At 27.3% G+C, this 16,613-nt stretch carries 16 protein-coding genes; 11 read left to right on the forward strand and 5 right to left on the reverse strand.

The genetic code is table 11. The annotated features are described in order from the left end of the window. Positions 1 to 88: 88 nt before the first annotated feature. The 3 genes from DU473_RS06310 to DU473_RS06320 are packed head-to-tail and all read left to right on the forward strand — an operon-like array spanning position 89 to position 3,001. Positions 89 to 814 (forward strand): plasminogen-binding N-terminal domain-containing protein, encoded by a 726-nt coding sequence (locus tag DU473_RS06310; protein ID WP_424944999.1) that lies wholly within the window; start codon positions 89 to 91, stop codon positions 812 to 814. A 4-nt stretch (positions 815 to 818) separates the two neighbouring features. Continuing rightward, a complete protein-coding gene (locus tag DU473_RS06315) occupies positions 819 to 2,195 on the forward strand; it encodes an FAD-linked oxidase C-terminal domain-containing protein (RefSeq protein WP_131186756.1) in 1,377 nt (458 codons plus the stop codon). Between the two features lie 2 nt (positions 2,196 to 2,197). Continuing rightward, positions 2,198 to 3,001 (forward strand): YhjD/YihY/BrkB family envelope integrity protein, encoded by an 804-nt coding sequence (locus DU473_RS06320; protein ID WP_131163475.1) that lies wholly within the window; start codon positions 2,198 to 2,200, stop codon positions 2,999 to 3,001. On the opposite strand, the gene DU473_RS06325 is transcribed toward DU473_RS06320, so the two are convergent. Genes DU473_RS06325 through DU473_RS06340 form a run of 4 tightly spaced genes read right to left on the reverse strand, consistent with a single transcriptional unit; the run spans position 2,951 to position 6,864 of the window. After that, on the reverse strand, positions 2,951 to 4,201 hold the full coding sequence (locus tag DU473_RS06325) for a ComEC/Rec2 family competence protein (RefSeq protein ID WP_131186757.1): 1,251 nt from the start codon (positions 4,199 to 4,201) through the stop codon (positions 2,951 to 2,953). The two genes, DU473_RS06320 and DU473_RS06325, sit on opposite strands and share 51 nt — an antisense overlap. Then, the gene (locus DU473_RS06330; protein WP_131163477.1) at positions 4,201 to 4,758 is read right to left on the reverse strand and encodes a DedA family protein; all 558 of its coding nucleotides are present in this window, start codon (positions 4,756 to 4,758) and stop codon (positions 4,201 to 4,203) included. The genes DU473_RS06325 and DU473_RS06330 overlap by 1 nt, the downstream gene beginning before the upstream one ends. A 5-nt stretch (positions 4,759 to 4,763) precedes the next feature. Beyond that, positions 4,764 to 6,314 carry a ribonuclease Y gene (gene rny, locus DU473_RS06335; protein WP_131186758.1) on the reverse strand — a complete coding sequence of 517 codons (1,551 nt, stop codon included), beginning with the start codon at positions 6,312 to 6,314 and terminating at the stop codon, positions 4,764 to 4,766. Further along, on the reverse strand, positions 6,250 to 6,864 hold the full coding sequence (locus tag DU473_RS06340; RefSeq protein ID WP_131163479.1) for a 5-formyltetrahydrofolate cyclo-ligase: 615 nt from the start codon (positions 6,862 to 6,864) through the stop codon (positions 6,250 to 6,252). The genes rny and DU473_RS06340 overlap by 65 nt, the downstream gene beginning before the upstream one ends. A 71-nt stretch (positions 6,865 to 6,935) precedes the next feature. Here DU473_RS06340 and DU473_RS06345 point away from each other — a divergent pair, with 71 nt between their 5' ends. The 8 genes from DU473_RS06345 (at position 6,936) to DU473_RS06380 (ending at position 16,178) form a co-directional block, all read left to right on the forward strand. Then, entirely contained in the window at positions 6,936 to 7,502 is a 567-nt protein-coding gene (locus DU473_RS06345) for a TlpA family protein disulfide reductase (protein WP_131163480.1), read from the forward strand. Beyond that, positions 7,502 to 8,368, forward strand: a complete 867-nt coding sequence (gene ftsY / locus DU473_RS06350; RefSeq protein ID WP_131166202.1) for a signal recognition particle-docking protein FtsY — start codon at positions 7,502 to 7,504, stop codon at positions 8,366 to 8,368. The genes DU473_RS06345 and ftsY overlap by 1 nt, the downstream gene beginning before the upstream one ends. 10 nt (positions 8,369 to 8,378) lie before the next feature. Next, positions 8,379 to 10,289, forward strand: a complete 1,911-nt coding sequence (locus DU473_RS06355; RefSeq protein WP_131186759.1) for a motility associated factor glycosyltransferase family protein — start codon at positions 8,379 to 8,381, stop codon at positions 10,287 to 10,289. 42 nt (positions 10,290 to 10,331) lie between these two features. Continuing rightward, entirely contained in the window at positions 10,332 to 11,672 is a 1,341-nt protein-coding gene (radA, locus tag DU473_RS06360; protein WP_131166200.1) for a DNA repair protein RadA, read from the forward strand. Between the two features lie 64 nt (positions 11,673 to 11,736). Next, complete coding sequence (locus DU473_RS06365; protein WP_131186760.1) at positions 11,737 to 12,417, forward strand: F0F1 ATP synthase subunit A; 681 nt, start codon at positions 11,737 to 11,739, stop codon at positions 12,415 to 12,417. A gap of 261 nt (positions 12,418 to 12,678) precedes the next feature. Next, positions 12,679 to 14,097 carry an Asp-tRNA(Asn)/Glu-tRNA(Gln) amidotransferase subunit GatB gene (gene gatB, locus DU473_RS06370; protein ID WP_131186761.1) on the forward strand — a complete coding sequence of 473 codons (1,419 nt, stop codon included), beginning with the start codon at positions 12,679 to 12,681 and terminating at the stop codon, positions 14,095 to 14,097. After that, on the forward strand, positions 14,097 to 14,993 hold the full coding sequence (locus tag DU473_RS06375) for an NAD(P)H-dependent glycerol-3-phosphate dehydrogenase (protein ID WP_131186762.1): 897 nt from the start codon (positions 14,097 to 14,099) through the stop codon (positions 14,991 to 14,993). The genes gatB and DU473_RS06375 overlap by 1 nt, the downstream gene beginning before the upstream one ends. 12 nt (positions 14,994 to 15,005) lie before the next feature. Further along, on the forward strand, positions 15,006 to 16,178 hold the full coding sequence (locus DU473_RS06380) for an amidohydrolase family protein (protein WP_131163487.1): 1,173 nt from the start codon (positions 15,006 to 15,008) through the stop codon (positions 16,176 to 16,178). Here DU473_RS06380 and DU473_RS06385 read toward each other — a convergent pair. Next, a complete protein-coding gene (locus tag DU473_RS06385; RefSeq protein WP_131163488.1) occupies positions 16,175 to 16,612 on the reverse strand; it encodes a hypothetical protein in 438 nt (145 codons plus the stop codon). The two genes, DU473_RS06380 and DU473_RS06385, sit on opposite strands and share 4 nt — an antisense overlap. Position 16,613: the final 1 nt, after the last annotated feature.

Consider the following 16,613-nt stretch of genomic DNA (forward strand, 5'->3'; position numbering starts at 1 on the left):
AACAATAATTATAAATTAAAAGCTATATTTTACTTTATTTTTCTTACAATTACTTAATGAAAAATGATTATAAATATGTTAAAGGAGTATGATTTTGTTAAGAATTGTTATAATGATGTTATTTTTTGCGAACCTTTATGCAGATTTTAATTTAAATCCTGTAAAAACAAATCTTATAAAAGTTGATGGGAACTATGGATATGTTAAAGATAGTTCAGAAATTTCGCTTTACTCATCAGGTATTGTAATGCATAATTTTGCAGATTCTAAAAGTATAGTTGCTAGAGCAAGTGTGATTTCTAAAGAAAATGGTTTAGCTAAATTAGAATTTAAAGTTTTTGATTCTTTAGAACAAAAGGCTCTTCCTTTGCCAAATATTTTGCCAGAGGTAAATGATGAGGTTATTTTAAATTTTCTTTATAATAGAGCTTTAATCATAGCGCCTAATGAAAGTATTTATAATGAGATTGAGCAAAGTTTTCCTCAAATTTATTTTACTCATATAGATATTTTTGGAGCACAATTGATTAGAGACTCTGTAAGCAGTCCTAAAAGATCTGATTTTAGAAAATTTTGTTCTAATAATGCTGTGGGAATTTTAATTTTTGCTCTTGATCAAAAGGCTGTTTTTGTGGATTGTCAAGATTTTAATATTTTAGCTGAAAATTCTATTTCAAAAGCTACAAAAATTCAAACACCTTTTTATTCTAGAGTGGGGAGTTATAAAAATAAATTCTTAGGTTTTTTAACCTCTGATCAAGATATAACAAATTTTTATGGGTATTATAAAGCTTTATTAGGGATTTATAAATAAATCAATGAAGCAAGAATTTAAACAATATTTTAAAGAACTTTTAGGAAATGATAATGCTTGTTTTGATGTTTTGCATCAAAGAGTTTATAGTTATGATGCAACAAAAAAACATTACTTTCCAGATGGAGTGCTTTTTCCAAGAAATGAAAATGATATTGTTCAAATTTTAAGATTTTGCAATGAAAATCATATTATTGTAGTTCCAAGGGGGGCTGGAACTGGTTTTAGCGGGGGAGCTTTAGCGGTTAATGGGGGGATAGTTTTATCTTTTGAAAAACATATGAATAAAATTTTAGAAATTGATCTTGAAAATTTAGTCGCTGTTGTGGAACCTGGAGTTATTAATTTTAATTTACAAGAAGAAGCGCAAAAGCATGGTCTTTTTTATCCGCCCGATCCTGCTAGTATGCATTTTTGTTCTTTGGGTGGAAATGTGAGCGAAAATGCAGGTGGAATGAGAGCTGTTAAATATGGAACAACAAAAGATTATGTAATGGCCTTAAGAGCGGTTTTGCCAAATGGTGAAGTTATAAGAGCAGGAAAAAGAACGATCAAAGATGTAGCAGGATATAATTTAGTTGGAACCTTAATTGCGAGTGAGGGAACTTTAGCGGTATTAAGCGAGATTACTTTAAAATTGCTTCCTTTGCCTAAATTTAACAAAACGGCTATTGCACTTTTTGATGATATAAAACAAGCTATTGATTCTGTATGTAAAGCTTTATCAAAAGGTTTAAATCCTGTTTGTATAGAATTTTTAGATCTTTTAACTATAGAAGCATTAAAACAAAAATTTAAACTTAGTTATTTGACTGCTAATACAGCCTTGATCATAGAAATGGATGATAATGAAGAAGAAAATTTGCTTAAAAATATTAATTATATGAGAGATTTCTTTTTGCAGATGGGAGCAAAAGACTTTAAGATAGCAAATAATGAAAAAGAAGCTTCTGATATTTGGTTTGCAAGAAGAAATTGTTCTCAAGCTGTTACTATATATGGAAGTTTAAAGCTTAATGAAGATATAACAGTGCCTAGATCAAAGCTTGCTGAACTTTTAGAAGGAATAAGAAAAATTTCTTTAAAATATAATTTTAAAATTCCTTGTTTTGGTCATATTGGAGATGGTAATGTGCATGTTAATGTTATGCTTGAAAAAAATGATTCATATCAAATTGAACAAGGGTATAAAGCTATAGAAGAAATTTTTAAACTTGCTATTGAATTAGATGGAACATTAAGCGGGGAGCATGGTATAGGAATTTCTAAAGCAGCTTTTATGCAACTTGCTTTTAGTGAGGCTGAAATGAATTTGATGAGAAATATTAAAAAAGCTTTTGATCCAAATAATATACTAAATCCTTTTAAAATGGGAATTTAAAAATGTTCAGTAGAATTTTCAAAATTTTATTTGCACTTAGAGATAAAGAAGTATTAAATTATTCAGCGGCTTTGAGTTTTTATACGATTTTATCTTTAATACCTATTTTGTTTATTTGTTTTTCAGTTTTTACTCGAATTTCTAGTTTTAATACTTATTATGAAAAGGCTAAACAAGTTATTTTTGCTTTTTTAATCCCAGCTCAGCAAGATATAGTTTTTTCTTATTTGGATACTTTTTTAAAAAATAGTGTAAATTTAGGGATATTTGGTTTTGTGGCAATGATTTTTACTTCTTTGGCTTTTTTTTCTGGATATGATTTTGTAATTAATCGTATTACCAAAAATGAACCAAAAGGTCTTTGGCAAAGTATAAGTTCTTATTGGACTTTACTTACTTTAATACCTCTAGGTCTAGGTTTTAGTTTTTATATATCAGGTTATATACAAGGATTTTTAGATAAGTGGAAAATAGGATTTAATTTTTTTGAATTTTTGCCTTTTATTATTATTTGGACTTTGTTTTTTATTGCTTTTTCAAGTTCTTTGCATAATGTAAGAACTAAAATTCTAAGCATAGTTTCCTTTTTGACCTCTATGATTTGGTATGTTATTAAAAATTTATTTGTTTATTATGTGATTTATAGCAAGACCTATCAGAGTGTTTATGGATCTTTTTCTGCTATTTTATTTTTCTTTATCTGGATTTATATTTCTTGGATAATTTATCTTTTTGGGATAAAAATCTGTTATAACCTAAATGAAAATGAAGGGCAAAAAGTTAAGAGAAATACAAAAAAGCGCTAGTATTTTAAAACGCATACTGAGTAAAGAAAGTAAAATATAAGCTAAAAAAATGAAAAATGGAATTTTAAAATTAATAGCATAAAGTTTAAAATTAAAAAATAAGATTAAATAATCATCTAATAATCCTCCTTCGTTGATAAAATGCAAAAATAAAACCAAAGGATAAAAGATTGCAAAAATAATGCTAATAAAAATGGCCAAAATTTGCTGATAAGAAAGGAGTGGAAAGAAGTATATCACTGGCAAAATCATAGCAAAAAATGTCCATACATTAAGCAATAAAATATTTATAAAAGGTTTGAAATATTTTGAAAAATGATGCAGGTATAAAAAAATATAAAAAACTCCAAGAATAGAAAATAAAAATCCAACACTAAATAAAAGTTTAGGAAATAAAGCTATACAAATACATACACTAAGAAATAAATTTACAAAACTAATAAGTTTGATATTTTTACTAATTAAATAAAATCCCCATAAAAGCATAATCAAAGAGCGTATATAAGAGGGGACAAAACCTATTAAATAAGCATAAATGATTAAAAAAGTAAAAATTACTATACTTAAATCGAATTTTAAATTTCTATAAGGAAAATATTTTTTTTGAAAAAAGCTATAAATAGGACTCAATAAAAAGAATAAAAAAGAAAATATAAGTCCTATATGATAACCACTAATTGCTATTAAATGGGCAATACCGTAATAATTAATATCCGTTCTTAGTTCTAAAGATATGGGCAGAGCAAAAAATAAAGCTCCATATAATTCTTTAATTTTTTCGTTTTCATGTTGATTTAAAAAATAATCAATAATTTTAGGATTTTTACTAAATCCTAAACTTTTTATATTATAGCTTGGTGCATAAAAATTTTTTGACAGATAATCTTTAAAATTAAGATTTGTTGTAATTATTCTAAGCTCTATATTTTCATTTTTGCTAAGATTTAAATCTTTAAAACTTGTGGTATAAAATGTAAAATTTTTATTTTTTAATTTTAGAACAAAATAATTTTTATTTTTTTTATTCTTTTTTTGATAAATTTGAATAATTGTAGCTTGAATTGATGGGTGTTTGTTTTCTTTAAAATTTAAATAATTTTTATATTCTAATAAAATATTAAATATAAAAATACTAATAAAAATAAAAAATACAATAAATAATTCTTTATTTTTTTGTAATAAAGAATTATAAAAAAACATTATTTCTTAGAAAAACTATGAAGATAAAACCAAATTGCTGCAACTAAACAAAGTAAAAATAAAGGTGCTAGATAAGGGTAATTACTAAGATTATTAAAGATAAAGGTGATGCTTTGTCCAAAGAGATAAGCTAAAAATCCAAGCAATAATGCCCAAATAAAACTTGAAATTGTATTGATTATAAGAAATTTCACAAAACTATATTTTGCAATTCCTGCTGCTATAGGAATAAAAGTTTTAATTCCATAGATATACTTTTGTATAAAAAGTAAAAATATCCCGTATTGTTTCACTTTAATGATAGCTAAAGCTAATTTTCGTTTATGCTTTTTAAAATAAGGTAAAATATCTTTTTTGTAATACTTTCCTAAAACAAAAAGCAAAGTAGAGCCAATTGCATTGGCAACGAAGGCAATGCTTATACATAAATACAAATCTAACTTTCCTTGAGAACACAAAACTCCAGCGGCAAGAATTCCTACCATTCCGCCACCTAAAGAATAAAAGAATAAAACAATATAACCATAACGAAGTAAAGTATCAATCATATCTTGCATAAATCTTACCTCGCATATTCAATTGCTCTTAGTTCGCGTATAACATTGACTTTGATTTCGCCAGGATATTGGAGTTTGTCTTTAATTTCATTAGCAATTTCTTTAGCTAAAAGTACAGCTTGATCATCGTTAATTAATTTTGCATTAGCTATAACCCTAATTTCTCTTCCTGCATTGATAGCATAGGCATTTTTAATTCCTTCTTTGTTTTTTGCTATTTCTTCAAGTTCCCTTACTCTTTTTAAAAAGGCCTCTAAAACTTCTCTTCTTGCACCAGGTCTTGCAGCACTTAAAGTATCAGCAGTACAAACTGCAGCCGCTTCTATACTCGTGGCTTCTTCGTGACCATGATGTGCATAAATGGCATTAATTACAACAGGATGCTCTTTGTAGCGTTTACAAAGTTCAGCTCCCAAATCAACATGAGATCCTTCAAAATCATGCGTAAGTGCTTTTCCTATATCGTGTAAAATTCCTGCACGTTTGGCTAGTTTTTCGTCTCCACCACACTCAGCTGCAATAATTCCTGCAAGATGTGCAACTTCTAAAGAATGTGCTAGGGCATTTTGACCATAACTAGCGCGATATTTTAACTTACCAATGAGTTTTATGATTTCAGGGTGAAGTTTATCAAGACCTAAATCCATAGCTATGATTTGTCCTTCTTCTAAAATGGAATTTTCAAATTCTTTACAAACTTTTTCATGAATTTCTTCAATACGAGCTGGTTGAATTCTCCCATCCTCAACCAAAAGCTCTATGACTTTTGTAGCAATGGCACGACGATAAAGATTAAAACAACTAATTATAATAGCACCTGGGGTATCATCTATAATAATATCAACACCTAAAACCATTTCTAAGCTTTTAACATTGCGTCCTTCTTTGCCTATAATGCGCCCTTTAAGTTCATCATTTTTAATATTGACTACATTAATAAGCCTTTCTGCAGCAAATTCTCCAGCAAAACGTGAAGTGGCTTGGGCTATGATGTAATTTGCTTTTCTTTTAGCTTCATTTTTAGCCTCTTCTTCATATTTTCTTACTATATGAGCTATTTCGTTGCGTGATTTTTCTTCAACTTTTTCTAAAATAATTTTTTTAGCTTCATCTTTTGTAAGGCCAGATGAATTTTCTAAAATATTAATCACTTCATCGATTTTATGTTGATATTGGTTTTTTAATCTTATGCTATCATGATGAAGTTCTTCTATAATTTTTTGATTTTTATTTAATTCTTCTTCATCTTTTTTTATTTTTTCAGCTTCTAATTTAATTTGCTGTTCTTTTTTGTGAATTTCTTCAAACTTACATTGTAATTCTTGTTGTAATTTATGAGCTTTATCTTCATATTTTTTTTTGATTTCTAATTCAGCATTTAGTATAGAATTTTTGGCATCTTTTAATATAAGCTCAGCTTCATATTCAATAGCTTTTGCTTTTGCTTTTGCTTGTTCTATAAAAATTTCGTGTTTGGCTTCATTTATTTTTTTAGCAACTAAATATCCTAATCCAAGTCCTATTAAGGTTGTAAAAACTACAATTATTGTTATCATTTATAATTTCTTTCCTATAGTATTTTTTATAAGGATTTATATAAAAATCTCCTTTAATATCATAAAAATCAGTGATATTATTATTATCAAGCATATTAATACTTTGAACAAAAATAGTTAAAGGTTTATATCCTAGATCATAAAAAAATCTATCATAAAAACCTTTTCCATATCCAATTCTTTTTAAATTTTTATCTACAGCTACAACAGGGATAATAGCTAGATCAATTTTTTTTACTTTTAAAAAAGAATTATTTGGTTCAAATACTCCAAAATTTTTCTTTTTTAAAGGTAATCTCAATTTTACTATTTTCAAACTTTTATCTTGCATAAATGGAACAAAAAGTTCACAATTTTTATTTAATAATCTTCTAAATTTAAATAAATTAGGTTCAGATTTTAAGGGAATAAAGAGCAATATTCTTTTTGCTTTATTTTTTTTAATTATTTTTAGACATTCTTTAAAAACTTGAAAATCTTTTTTGAATTTAAATTTTAAATATTCTTTTAAAATTTTTTTTGATTTTTTTCTTAAATTATTTTTTAACATATAATTTACCTAGAGTATTAATTTATGTTATAATTTTATCTTTTATTCTTAACTCAATAAGGAAAAATTTAATGACTTTTAAAAAAATTTTCTTTCTTTTTGTAATTTTTTCTTTATTTTTTACAGCTTGTGATAAAAATTCAAAAGAGAAAGATGAGCAAGGGCTAACACAAAAGAATATATCATCAAACAAAATTGAAAATACAAAAAATTCTTTTGCTTTAACAATGTTAAATGGGAATTCGTTATCAATTAAAACTCAAAATGATAAAATTACTTTTAATAACAATAACAAAATTAGTTTATTTATGTTTTTTACAACTTGGTGTAAACCTTGCATTGCTCAAATTTTAGATCTTAATAGGTTTGAAGAAAAATATAAACAAAATTTACAAATTATAGGTATTTTAATTGAAGAGCAAGATAGGCAAAATATAGAAGCTTTTATGCAAAAAAATAAAATAAAATTTGATGTTGCCATAGGAGATAATAATTATCTTTTTGCTAAAAGTTTAGGAGGTATAAATGGAATGCCGACTTTATTTTTATTTGATAAAAATAATAATCTTATAAGACAATATTTAGGTCTCATTCCTATAGAAATGTTAGAAATTGATATACAAAAGGCTATAGATTAATGTTTGATTTTTTAAAAAAAGGATTAAAAAAGACTCTTGAAAATATTGCTCAAATTAAATCAGGGCATAAGAAAATTACTAAAGATCTTTTAGAAGAAATTTTATTAGAAGCGGATGTAAGTTATGAGATAGTGGAAGAAATCATTTATTATTTACCTCCTTCTAATGAGGTAAGAAAAGAAGATTTAAGACGAGTAATGAAAACATATTTTTTATATGATCAAAAAGAATTATCTCATAGTAAACCATTTGTAGAGCTCATTTTAGGGGTAAATGGAGCAGGCAAAACAACAAGCATTGCAAAATTAGCATATTTATATAAACAACAAAATCAAAAAATTATTTTAGGTGCCTGTGATACATTTAGAGCTGGAGCTATAGAACAGCTTAAGCTTTGGGCTCAAAAATTAGATATAGAAATTGTAGCAAGTTCACAAGGACATGATCCTTCAGCTGTTGCTTTTGATACTATCTCCAAAGCTAAAGCTAAAGATTTTGATCGAGTGATTATTGATACAGCCGGAAGACTTCAAAATCAAAAAAATTTAGCATTAGAGCTTGAAAAGATTATACGTATTTGCGATAAAGCATTTAGCGGAGCTCCTCATAGAAAAATTTTAGTTTTAGATGGAACTCAGGGTAATGCTGGTATTTTACAAGCAAAAGCATTTAATGAATTTGTAAAACTTGATGGAGTCATTATAACAAAACTTGATGGCACAGCTAAAGGTGGAGGATTGTTTAGTATAGCAAGAGAGCTTGAGCTTCCTATATTGTATATTGGTGTAGGAGAGAGTATGCAAGACTTATATGAATTTGACATTGATAAATATCTTGATACGCTTTTAGATCCTATTTATAATTAAAGTCTTTTAAATGTATAGCGCAGAGCAAAAAGATCTTTTTTTTCAAAATGTATCTTCTTTAAAAAATACTTCTCTTTATAAAAAATTAACTACCACTATTTCGAATAATTTTAAAATTTTGCCAAATGGGGGGGGGGATTTATTTTCTTTAAATTTAATCAATATTCACAATAAATTAAGTATTTATCAAGATGCAAAAAAGGAATTAGAGGAAAAATTAAAACTTTTTCAAACACAATATTTGTTTTATCCTGTTCTTTATTTTTATGGTTTTGGAAATGGTATTTTATATAAAATTTTACTTAAAAACACTCATTTAAAGCATCTTATTGTATTTGAGGATGATATTTCTTTGCTTTATGAAATTTTTCATTTAATTGATTTTAGAGAAGAGTTAAGAAATAATAAATTAATTATTTTACAAAGTGATGTTCTATCAAAGGATCTGGAAAATATCTTTACTACTCCGCCTTTTTTTAATTTTTTAAGGGTCTATTTTTTGCATTTGCATAGTGTTTATTATGAAATTTTTCAAGATAAGATTATCAAACTTAATAACAAAATTTCTCAGATTATTAAAACGACAATACTTTATCAAGGCAATGATATAGAAGATGCTTTGCAAGGTTTTACTCAATTTATCTTTAATAGTCCTAAAATGATTTTAAATCCTTCGCTTGATTCTTTATATCAAACACGCAAGAAAAAATCAAAAACAGCCATTATCGTCTCTACTGGCCCTTCTTTAGATAAGCAACTTCTTGTTCTAAAAAAATATCAAAATAAAGCTACGATATTTTGTGCTGATAGTGCTTATTCAATTCTTGCAAAATATGACATTAAACCTGATTACGTTTTAATGTCTGAAAGAACAGAAAAAACGGCAGATCTTTTTAAAAATTCTTATAAAAATATCGATGAAGGAATTATTTTTGTGCTATTAGCTTTAGCTCATCCAAAAGCTATAAAATATCTTGAAGATTCTAAAAGAAATTACATCTTGATTCCTTATCCTTCTTTATTTGTTAAAAAATGCATGCTTGAAGATTTTGGCAATTTTCCTTCAGGTTCTACAGTTGCCTTAAATGCCTTAAAGCTTGCTTATACTTTAGAACATAAAAGTATCATTTTTATAGGTCAAGATTTAGCTTATTCTCAAGATGGAACTTCTCATTCTAAGGATTATATGTATGGGTCAAATTATGAAAGCAGTATAAAACAAGAAAGTGCTTTAGCTTATGGAGGAAAAGGAGAAGTTAAGACCCATTGTATGTGGAATGCCTTTAGGCTTTCTATAGAAAATTTTATATATAAAAATACCAAAAATTGTAAATTTTATAATGCCACAGAAGGTGGAGCAAGCATAGAAGGAACTATAGAAAAACCTTTTTTAGAATGTTGTCTTAATTTATTAAATGATAATGATAAAAAATTTACACAGCCTAAAATTTTAGATACAGATAAACAAAATGAACTTTTATTAAATATAGATGAAAATCTTTATGAGCTTTATATCGATTGTGATAAGTTTCTAAAAGAATTAAATGAATACTTAAAAGATACCGAAGAAGACAGTAAAAAAATATTTGATAAAAATATTATTAATAAAGTAGTTATTCAAGAAATTATTAAAAAATTAGATTCTCTTAAATTGAGAATAGACTATTATAGTAAATCAGTACTTTACGAATTTATACGATCTTTTTTAATGCAATTTGAATTTAATTTAGCAAGGATTTATGTGTTAAATCCTAAAAACGAACAAGAGTGGCTTGATAAAAATTTAACATGGATTAAAGATCATATTTTTTTAATGCAAGTTTTAATTGCCAATATTAAACTTGTAAAACAAGGGATAAGAGAAAATATTGCTCCTTTAAAACAAATTCTTTTATCAAGAAATTTAAAAAGTCTTTTTTAACTTCAAAAATATTATAATATTTAAAAATTTTTTAGGTTAAAAATGGCTAAAAGTAAAATTTTATTTGAATGTCAATCTTGTGGAAATCAACAAAGAAAATGGCTTGGAAAGTGCCCAGAATGCGGTTCTTGGGATAGTTTTATAGAACTTAAAGCTGAACAAATTAAGATTTTAAAAGAGCTAGAGCATGCAAATTCTAAAGCAAGTGAAGCTATATGTATTGATGAAGTAGAAATAGAAAAATTTAGTAGAATTAGCACTCAAGATGATGAGCTTGATCTTGTTTTAGGCGGAGGTTTGGTTGAGGGGTCTTTAGTTTTAATTGGTGGAAGTCCTGGGGTTGGAAAATCTACTCTTTTACTTAAAATTGCTTCTAATTTGGCAAATAGTGGCAAAAAAGTACTTTATGTAAGCGCAGAAGAAAGTAAAACACAAATTAAACTACGTGCCAATAGACTTGAGGCCAATGGGTCAAATTTATTTTTACTTACAGAATTGTGTTTGGAAAATATCATAGAAGAATTGCATAAAAAAGATTATTCTGTTTTGGTTATAGATTCTATTCAAACTTTGTATTCTGACAAGGTTTCTTCAGCAGCAGGGAGTATTACTCAAGTAAGAGAGATTACTTTTGAATTAATGCGTTTAAGTAAAGCTTATAATATAAGCATTTTTATTATAGGCCATATTACAAAAGATGGAGCAATTGCCGGTCCTAGAGTGCTTGAACATATGGTTGATGTGGTGCTTTATTTTGAAGGTGATGCTACAAAAGAAATAAGATTATTAAGAGGTTTTAAAAATCGCTTTGGCAATATTAGCGAAGTGGGAATTTTTGAAATGGGTCCTAAGGGTTTAATTAGTGCCAAAAATTTGGCCAATCGTTTTTTTACTAGAGGTAGGGCCACTTCAGGAAGTGCTTTAGGTGTAGTAATGGAGGGAAGCAGAGCATTGGTTTTAGAAATTCAAGCTCTTGTTTGCGAGAGTGCTTATCCAAAAAGAAGTGCAACAGGTTATGAAAGAAATCGTTTAGATATGCTTTTAGCTTTATTAGAAAGAAAACTAGAAATACCACTAGGGCATTATGATGTCTTTGTTAATGTAAGCGGTGGTGTAAAGATTGGCGAAACAGCTGCGGATTTAGCTGTGGTTGCTGCCATTATTTCAAGCTTTAAAAATCGTCCTTTAAGTAAAGATAGTGTTTTTATAGGAGAGCTTAGCTTAAATGGAGAAATTAGAGATGTGTTTCATCTTGATATTAGATTAAAAGAAGCTAAAATGCAAAAGTTTAAAAATGCTATTATCCCTTCTAAACCTTTAGAGGATATAGGCTTAAGATATTTTGTTGCTAAAGAACTTTCTCAAGTTTTAGAATGGATGTAATTTCATTAAAATATAAGTAAGATTTAGATATAATAATCCTTTTAAAATATTGTTTGAGGAAAATATGAAAGATTTATTTTTATTTAGCTCTTTTTTTGATTCAAGTCATACTTTTGCTTATTTTTTTCATTTAGGTATAGTAATTGTTATTGCTATGATTATTACTAAATTAGCAACTTCTTCTATGCAACTTGTTCCAAGAGGAATGCAGAATTTAATTGAGGCTTATCTAGAAGGTGTTTTAACTATGGGTAAAGACACTTTAGGAAATGAAAAGGCTGCAAGAAAATATCTTCCTTTGGTTGCTACTTTAGGTGTGATTATTTTTTTAAGCAATATTATAGGAATAATTCCTGGTTTTGAAGCGCCAACAGCAAGTTTAAATTTAACTCTTTCTTTGGCCTTGATTGTTTTTGTATATTATCACTTTGAAGGCATAAAGACTCAAGGCTTTATAAAATATTTTTCTCATTTTATGGGGCCTATAAAAATTTTAGCTCCTTTGATGTTTCCTATAGAAATTATTTCACATCTTTCTCGTGTAATTTCTTTATCATTTCGTTTATTTGGTAATGTAAAGGGTGATGATTTATTTTTAGCGGTTATTTTAGCTTTAGTTCCTTATATTGCCCCTCTTCCAGCTTATGTGCTTTTAACTTTTATGGCATTTTTGCAGACTTTTATTTTTATGATTTTAACTTATGTTTATTTAGCAGGAGCTACTATAATCGAGGAAGGTCATTGATTTATCTCTTTGATTTTTTAAAAGGTGTTTCTTTAGGTTTTATCTTTTTTGGAACACTTTTTTTATTTTCAAACAATTATTTTATTTGGAATTTCATTCTATTTGGAATTTTATTGTATCTTATATTTACTCTTTTAATAAAAAATTATGAATTAAAACAAAAAATTAAAAATAGTCAAATTTGATTTTGTATACTGTTCTTTAAAGTCTTTTTGAAATAAAAGATGATACAATCGAATACAAAATTTTTAAGGAAAATAAATGTTTGAAGTAGTTATAGGACTTGAAGTTCATGCTCAATTAAATACTAAGACTAAAATTTTTTGCTCTTGTGCCACTTCTTTTGGGGAAAAACCAAATATTAATGTTTGCCCAACTTGTTTAGCTTTGCCCGGTGCTTTGCCTACTTTAAATGAGGAAGCGGTGAAAAAAGCTATTTCTTTTGGAAAAGCTGTTAATGCTACGATTAATAAAAAAAGTGTTTTTAATAGAAAAAATTATTTTTATCCTGATCTCCCTAAGGGATACCAAATTTCTCAATTTGATATTCCTATAGTTGAAAATGGAGAAATTTTTATTAATATTAATGGGAAAAATAAACGCATAGGTATTACTAGAGCGCATTTAGAAGAGGATGCTGGAAAAAACATTCATGAGAGCTCTTTTTCCAAAATAGATTTAAATCGTGCTGGAACGCCCCTTTTAGAAATTGTAAGCGAACCAGAGTTAAGAAGTAGTGACGAAGCTGTAGCTTATCTTAAAAAACTTCATTCTATTATAAGATTTTTGGATATTTCTGATGCCAATATGCAAGAGGGAAGTTTTCGTTGCGATGCTAATGTAAGCATACGTCCAAAAGGAGATACTAAACTTTATACTAGAGTTGAAATTAAAAATCTTAATTCTTTTCGTTTCATACAAAAAGCTATAGAGTATGAGATTAAGCGTCAAAGTATAGCTTGGGAAGATGGAGTATATGAAAAAGAAGTAGTACAAGAAACAAGGTTGTTTGATACAACAAATTTGATAACAAAGAGCATGAGAAATAAAGAAGTGGCTGCTGAATATCGTTATTTTCCAGATCCTGATTTATTGCCGGTTGTATTAACAGATGAATTTTTAAATGTTAAAATTCCAGAATTACCTGATGAAAAAAAGATACGCTATATCAATGAATTTGGGATTAAAGAAAGTGATGCTGAAATTTTGATTTCTTCTTTAGAGTTAAGTCGCTTTTTTGAAGAGCTTCTTTCTTATAAATTAAATCCAAAGCTTTGTGTAACTTGGTTAAATACTGAACTTATGGGTCTTTTAAGGGGCGATTGCACTATAGAAAATTCTCCAGTAAATGCAAAAAAACTTGGTGAGCTTATTGCAAAAATTGAAGAAGGTGTTATTAGTGCAAAAGCGGCTAAAGAAGTTTTATCTTTCATTTTTGAAAATCCTAAAATGCAAATTGATGAGAGCATAGAAAAACTAGGACTTAAACAAGTTAGTGATGATGGAGTTATTGAAAAAGTAATTGATCAAATTTTAAATGCCAATGAAGATAAGGTTCAAGAATATAAAAATGGAAAAGATAAATTATTTGGTTTTTTTGTTGGACAGGTTATGAAAGAAGGTAAAGGTGCTTTTAATCCGGCAAAAGTCAATGAAATTCTAAAATCAAAGCTTGGATAATGAGTATTGCTGTAATTGGTGCAGGTAAATGGGGGAGTGCTTTATATCATGCTTTAAGCATAAATAATAAATGTTATATAACTTCTTTAACTTTTAGAAATATACCAAATTTTGTATCCATTAAAGAAGCTTTAAAATGCAAATATCTTATTTTTGCTCTTAGCGCACAAGGAATTTCTTCTTGGCTTAAAGATAATTTTATCAATGAAGGGCAAAAAATTTTAATTGCGTCTAAGGGTATAGAAAGTTCTACTTGTAAATTTTTAGATGATATTTTCTTAGAATTTGTTAGTAAAGATCAACTTTGTGTTTTAAGTGGTCCTTCTTTTGCTACAGAAGTTATGCAAAAACTTCCTTGTGCTTTGATGATTAATGGTTATAATGAAATAATCTGCAAAGAATTTGCTCAGTTTTTTCCAAATTTTATAAAAACTTATATTGATAATGATGTTAAGGGTGCTGAAATTTGTGGTGCTTATAAAAATGTTTTAGCTATTGCAAGCGGAATTTGTGATGGTTTAAAGCTTGGCAATAATGCCAGAGCCTCTTTAATTGCAAGAGGGCTTATTGAAATGCATCGTTTTGGAAAATTTTTTGAAGCCAAAGAAGAAACATTTTTAGGACTTAGTGGAGCAGGAGATTTATTTTTAACTGCTTCAAGTAGTCTTTCAAGAAATTATCGTGTAGGATTTATGCTGGCGCAAAATAAAAGTTTAAAAGACATTCAAATTGAACTCAAAGAAGTGGCAGAAGGTATAGCTACATCGTATGCTATTAAAAAAATAGCTCAAAAAAAGGAGATTTATACTCCTATAGTAAATGAACTTGTAAATATTTTAGAGGGTAATAAATTAAACGAGTCTGTGCAAAACTTACTTAAACAAAACAATTTTTAATAAGGAAAAATCATGATCATTAAAAATGCTAAGATTTATGGGGAAGTTCTTAAGGACATTAGGATTGAGAAAGGTAAAATAGTAGAAATTGAAGATAATATTAAAAATGATGATCAGATTATAGATGCGCAAAATCTAACACTTTTGCCTTCTTTTGTTGATCTTTGTATCACTTTAAAAGATAATGTGTTTTCTTTAAAACATTTAGATGCGTTAGAAAAGCAATGTTTAAAAAATGGAATTTGTGCTATTGTGTTACGCGATAGTACAAATTTCGATGAACAAGGATTTGAGCTATATTTTCAAAATTTATCCCAAAGAAAAATACATATTTTTCCTAGTGTTAAAGTATTAGATTCTCAAAATAAATTAAGAAATCTTGCTATGTTTATAGATAAAGGGGCTTGTGCTTTAGAGCTTAATAGCGCGATGGATGCAAATATTTTAAAAATAAGTATACAATACGCTTTAATGAAAAATTTACCGATATTTATGCAGTGTTATGAAAAAAATTATGATAATGGGGTAATGAATGAAGGTTTAGTTAATTTTGAGCTAGGATTAAGCGGTATTAGCGAGATATCTGAAATAAGTGAAGTAGCTAAAGTGAAAGAGCTTGAAAAATTTTATCAAGTTAAAGTTCTTTATGATACTTTAAGTCTTGAAAAATCTTTATCCTTGTTAAGTAAGGATAGTTTAACACTTCTTAGCATTCATCATTTAATCAAAGATGATACAAGCTGTAGAGATTTTAATACCTTAGCTAAACTTATACCTCCTTTGCGTTCAAGTGAAAATTTGATTTCTTTAAAAAAGGCTTTAAAGGAGCAAAAAATTAGTTTTTTAAGTTCTATTCATAGTCCTTATACAAAGCATTTAAAAGATACAACTTTTGATGAAGCTGTTTTTGGGATAGATAGTATAGAAGAATTTGTTAGTCTTTGTTATACCTTTTTTATTAAAAATGATTTGTTATCGTGGAAGGAACTTTGCAAATTAACAAGTTTACATCCTGCAGAATTTTTAGGTTTAAATACTGGAGAAATTGCAGTTGGAAAGGAAGCTAATTTTATTCTTTTTGATGAAAATGCTTCTTTTGAAATTCCTTCTAACTCTTTGTATGCACAAGATAAATTATATGGAAAAATAAAGTATCATTTTATCAAAGGGGAGATGGCTTTTTAATCTTCCCCTTTTAGCATTTTGAAATTCTGCATTAAATCGATTCTTAATTGATCATTAAGCATTTGAGAATCTTTTAAAAAATCTTCAATAATTTGCTCTAATTTTTTTAAAAAATTAAAAAGTTCATTCTGCCATAACTCGTCGTTTTTTTTGCTTAAATTCATAGTCTGTATAAAGGTAAGTTCTCTGCTTAAATCCCCAAGATGTTCTAAAAAGTTATCTTTTTTATCCATATCTAAAAGTTCTAATTCATTATTTTGCACTTTATATTTTAGCTCTCTAATCTTTTCATCAATATAATCACAAAATTTGGGATAAATATCAGTTTTAATAGGTTCTAATAAGGTTTTTTCATCAATTTTTAAAGTATATTTTTTAACAGCAAAATAAAGCATTAAAAAAGATAAGGCGGCAATAAGCAAATAAAAGGCCATT

It is taken from the genome of Campylobacter novaezeelandiae (assembly GCF_004323845.1).
Taxonomy (GTDB): Bacteria; Campylobacterota; Campylobacteria; order Campylobacterales; family Campylobacteraceae; genus Campylobacter_D; species Campylobacter_D novaezeelandiae.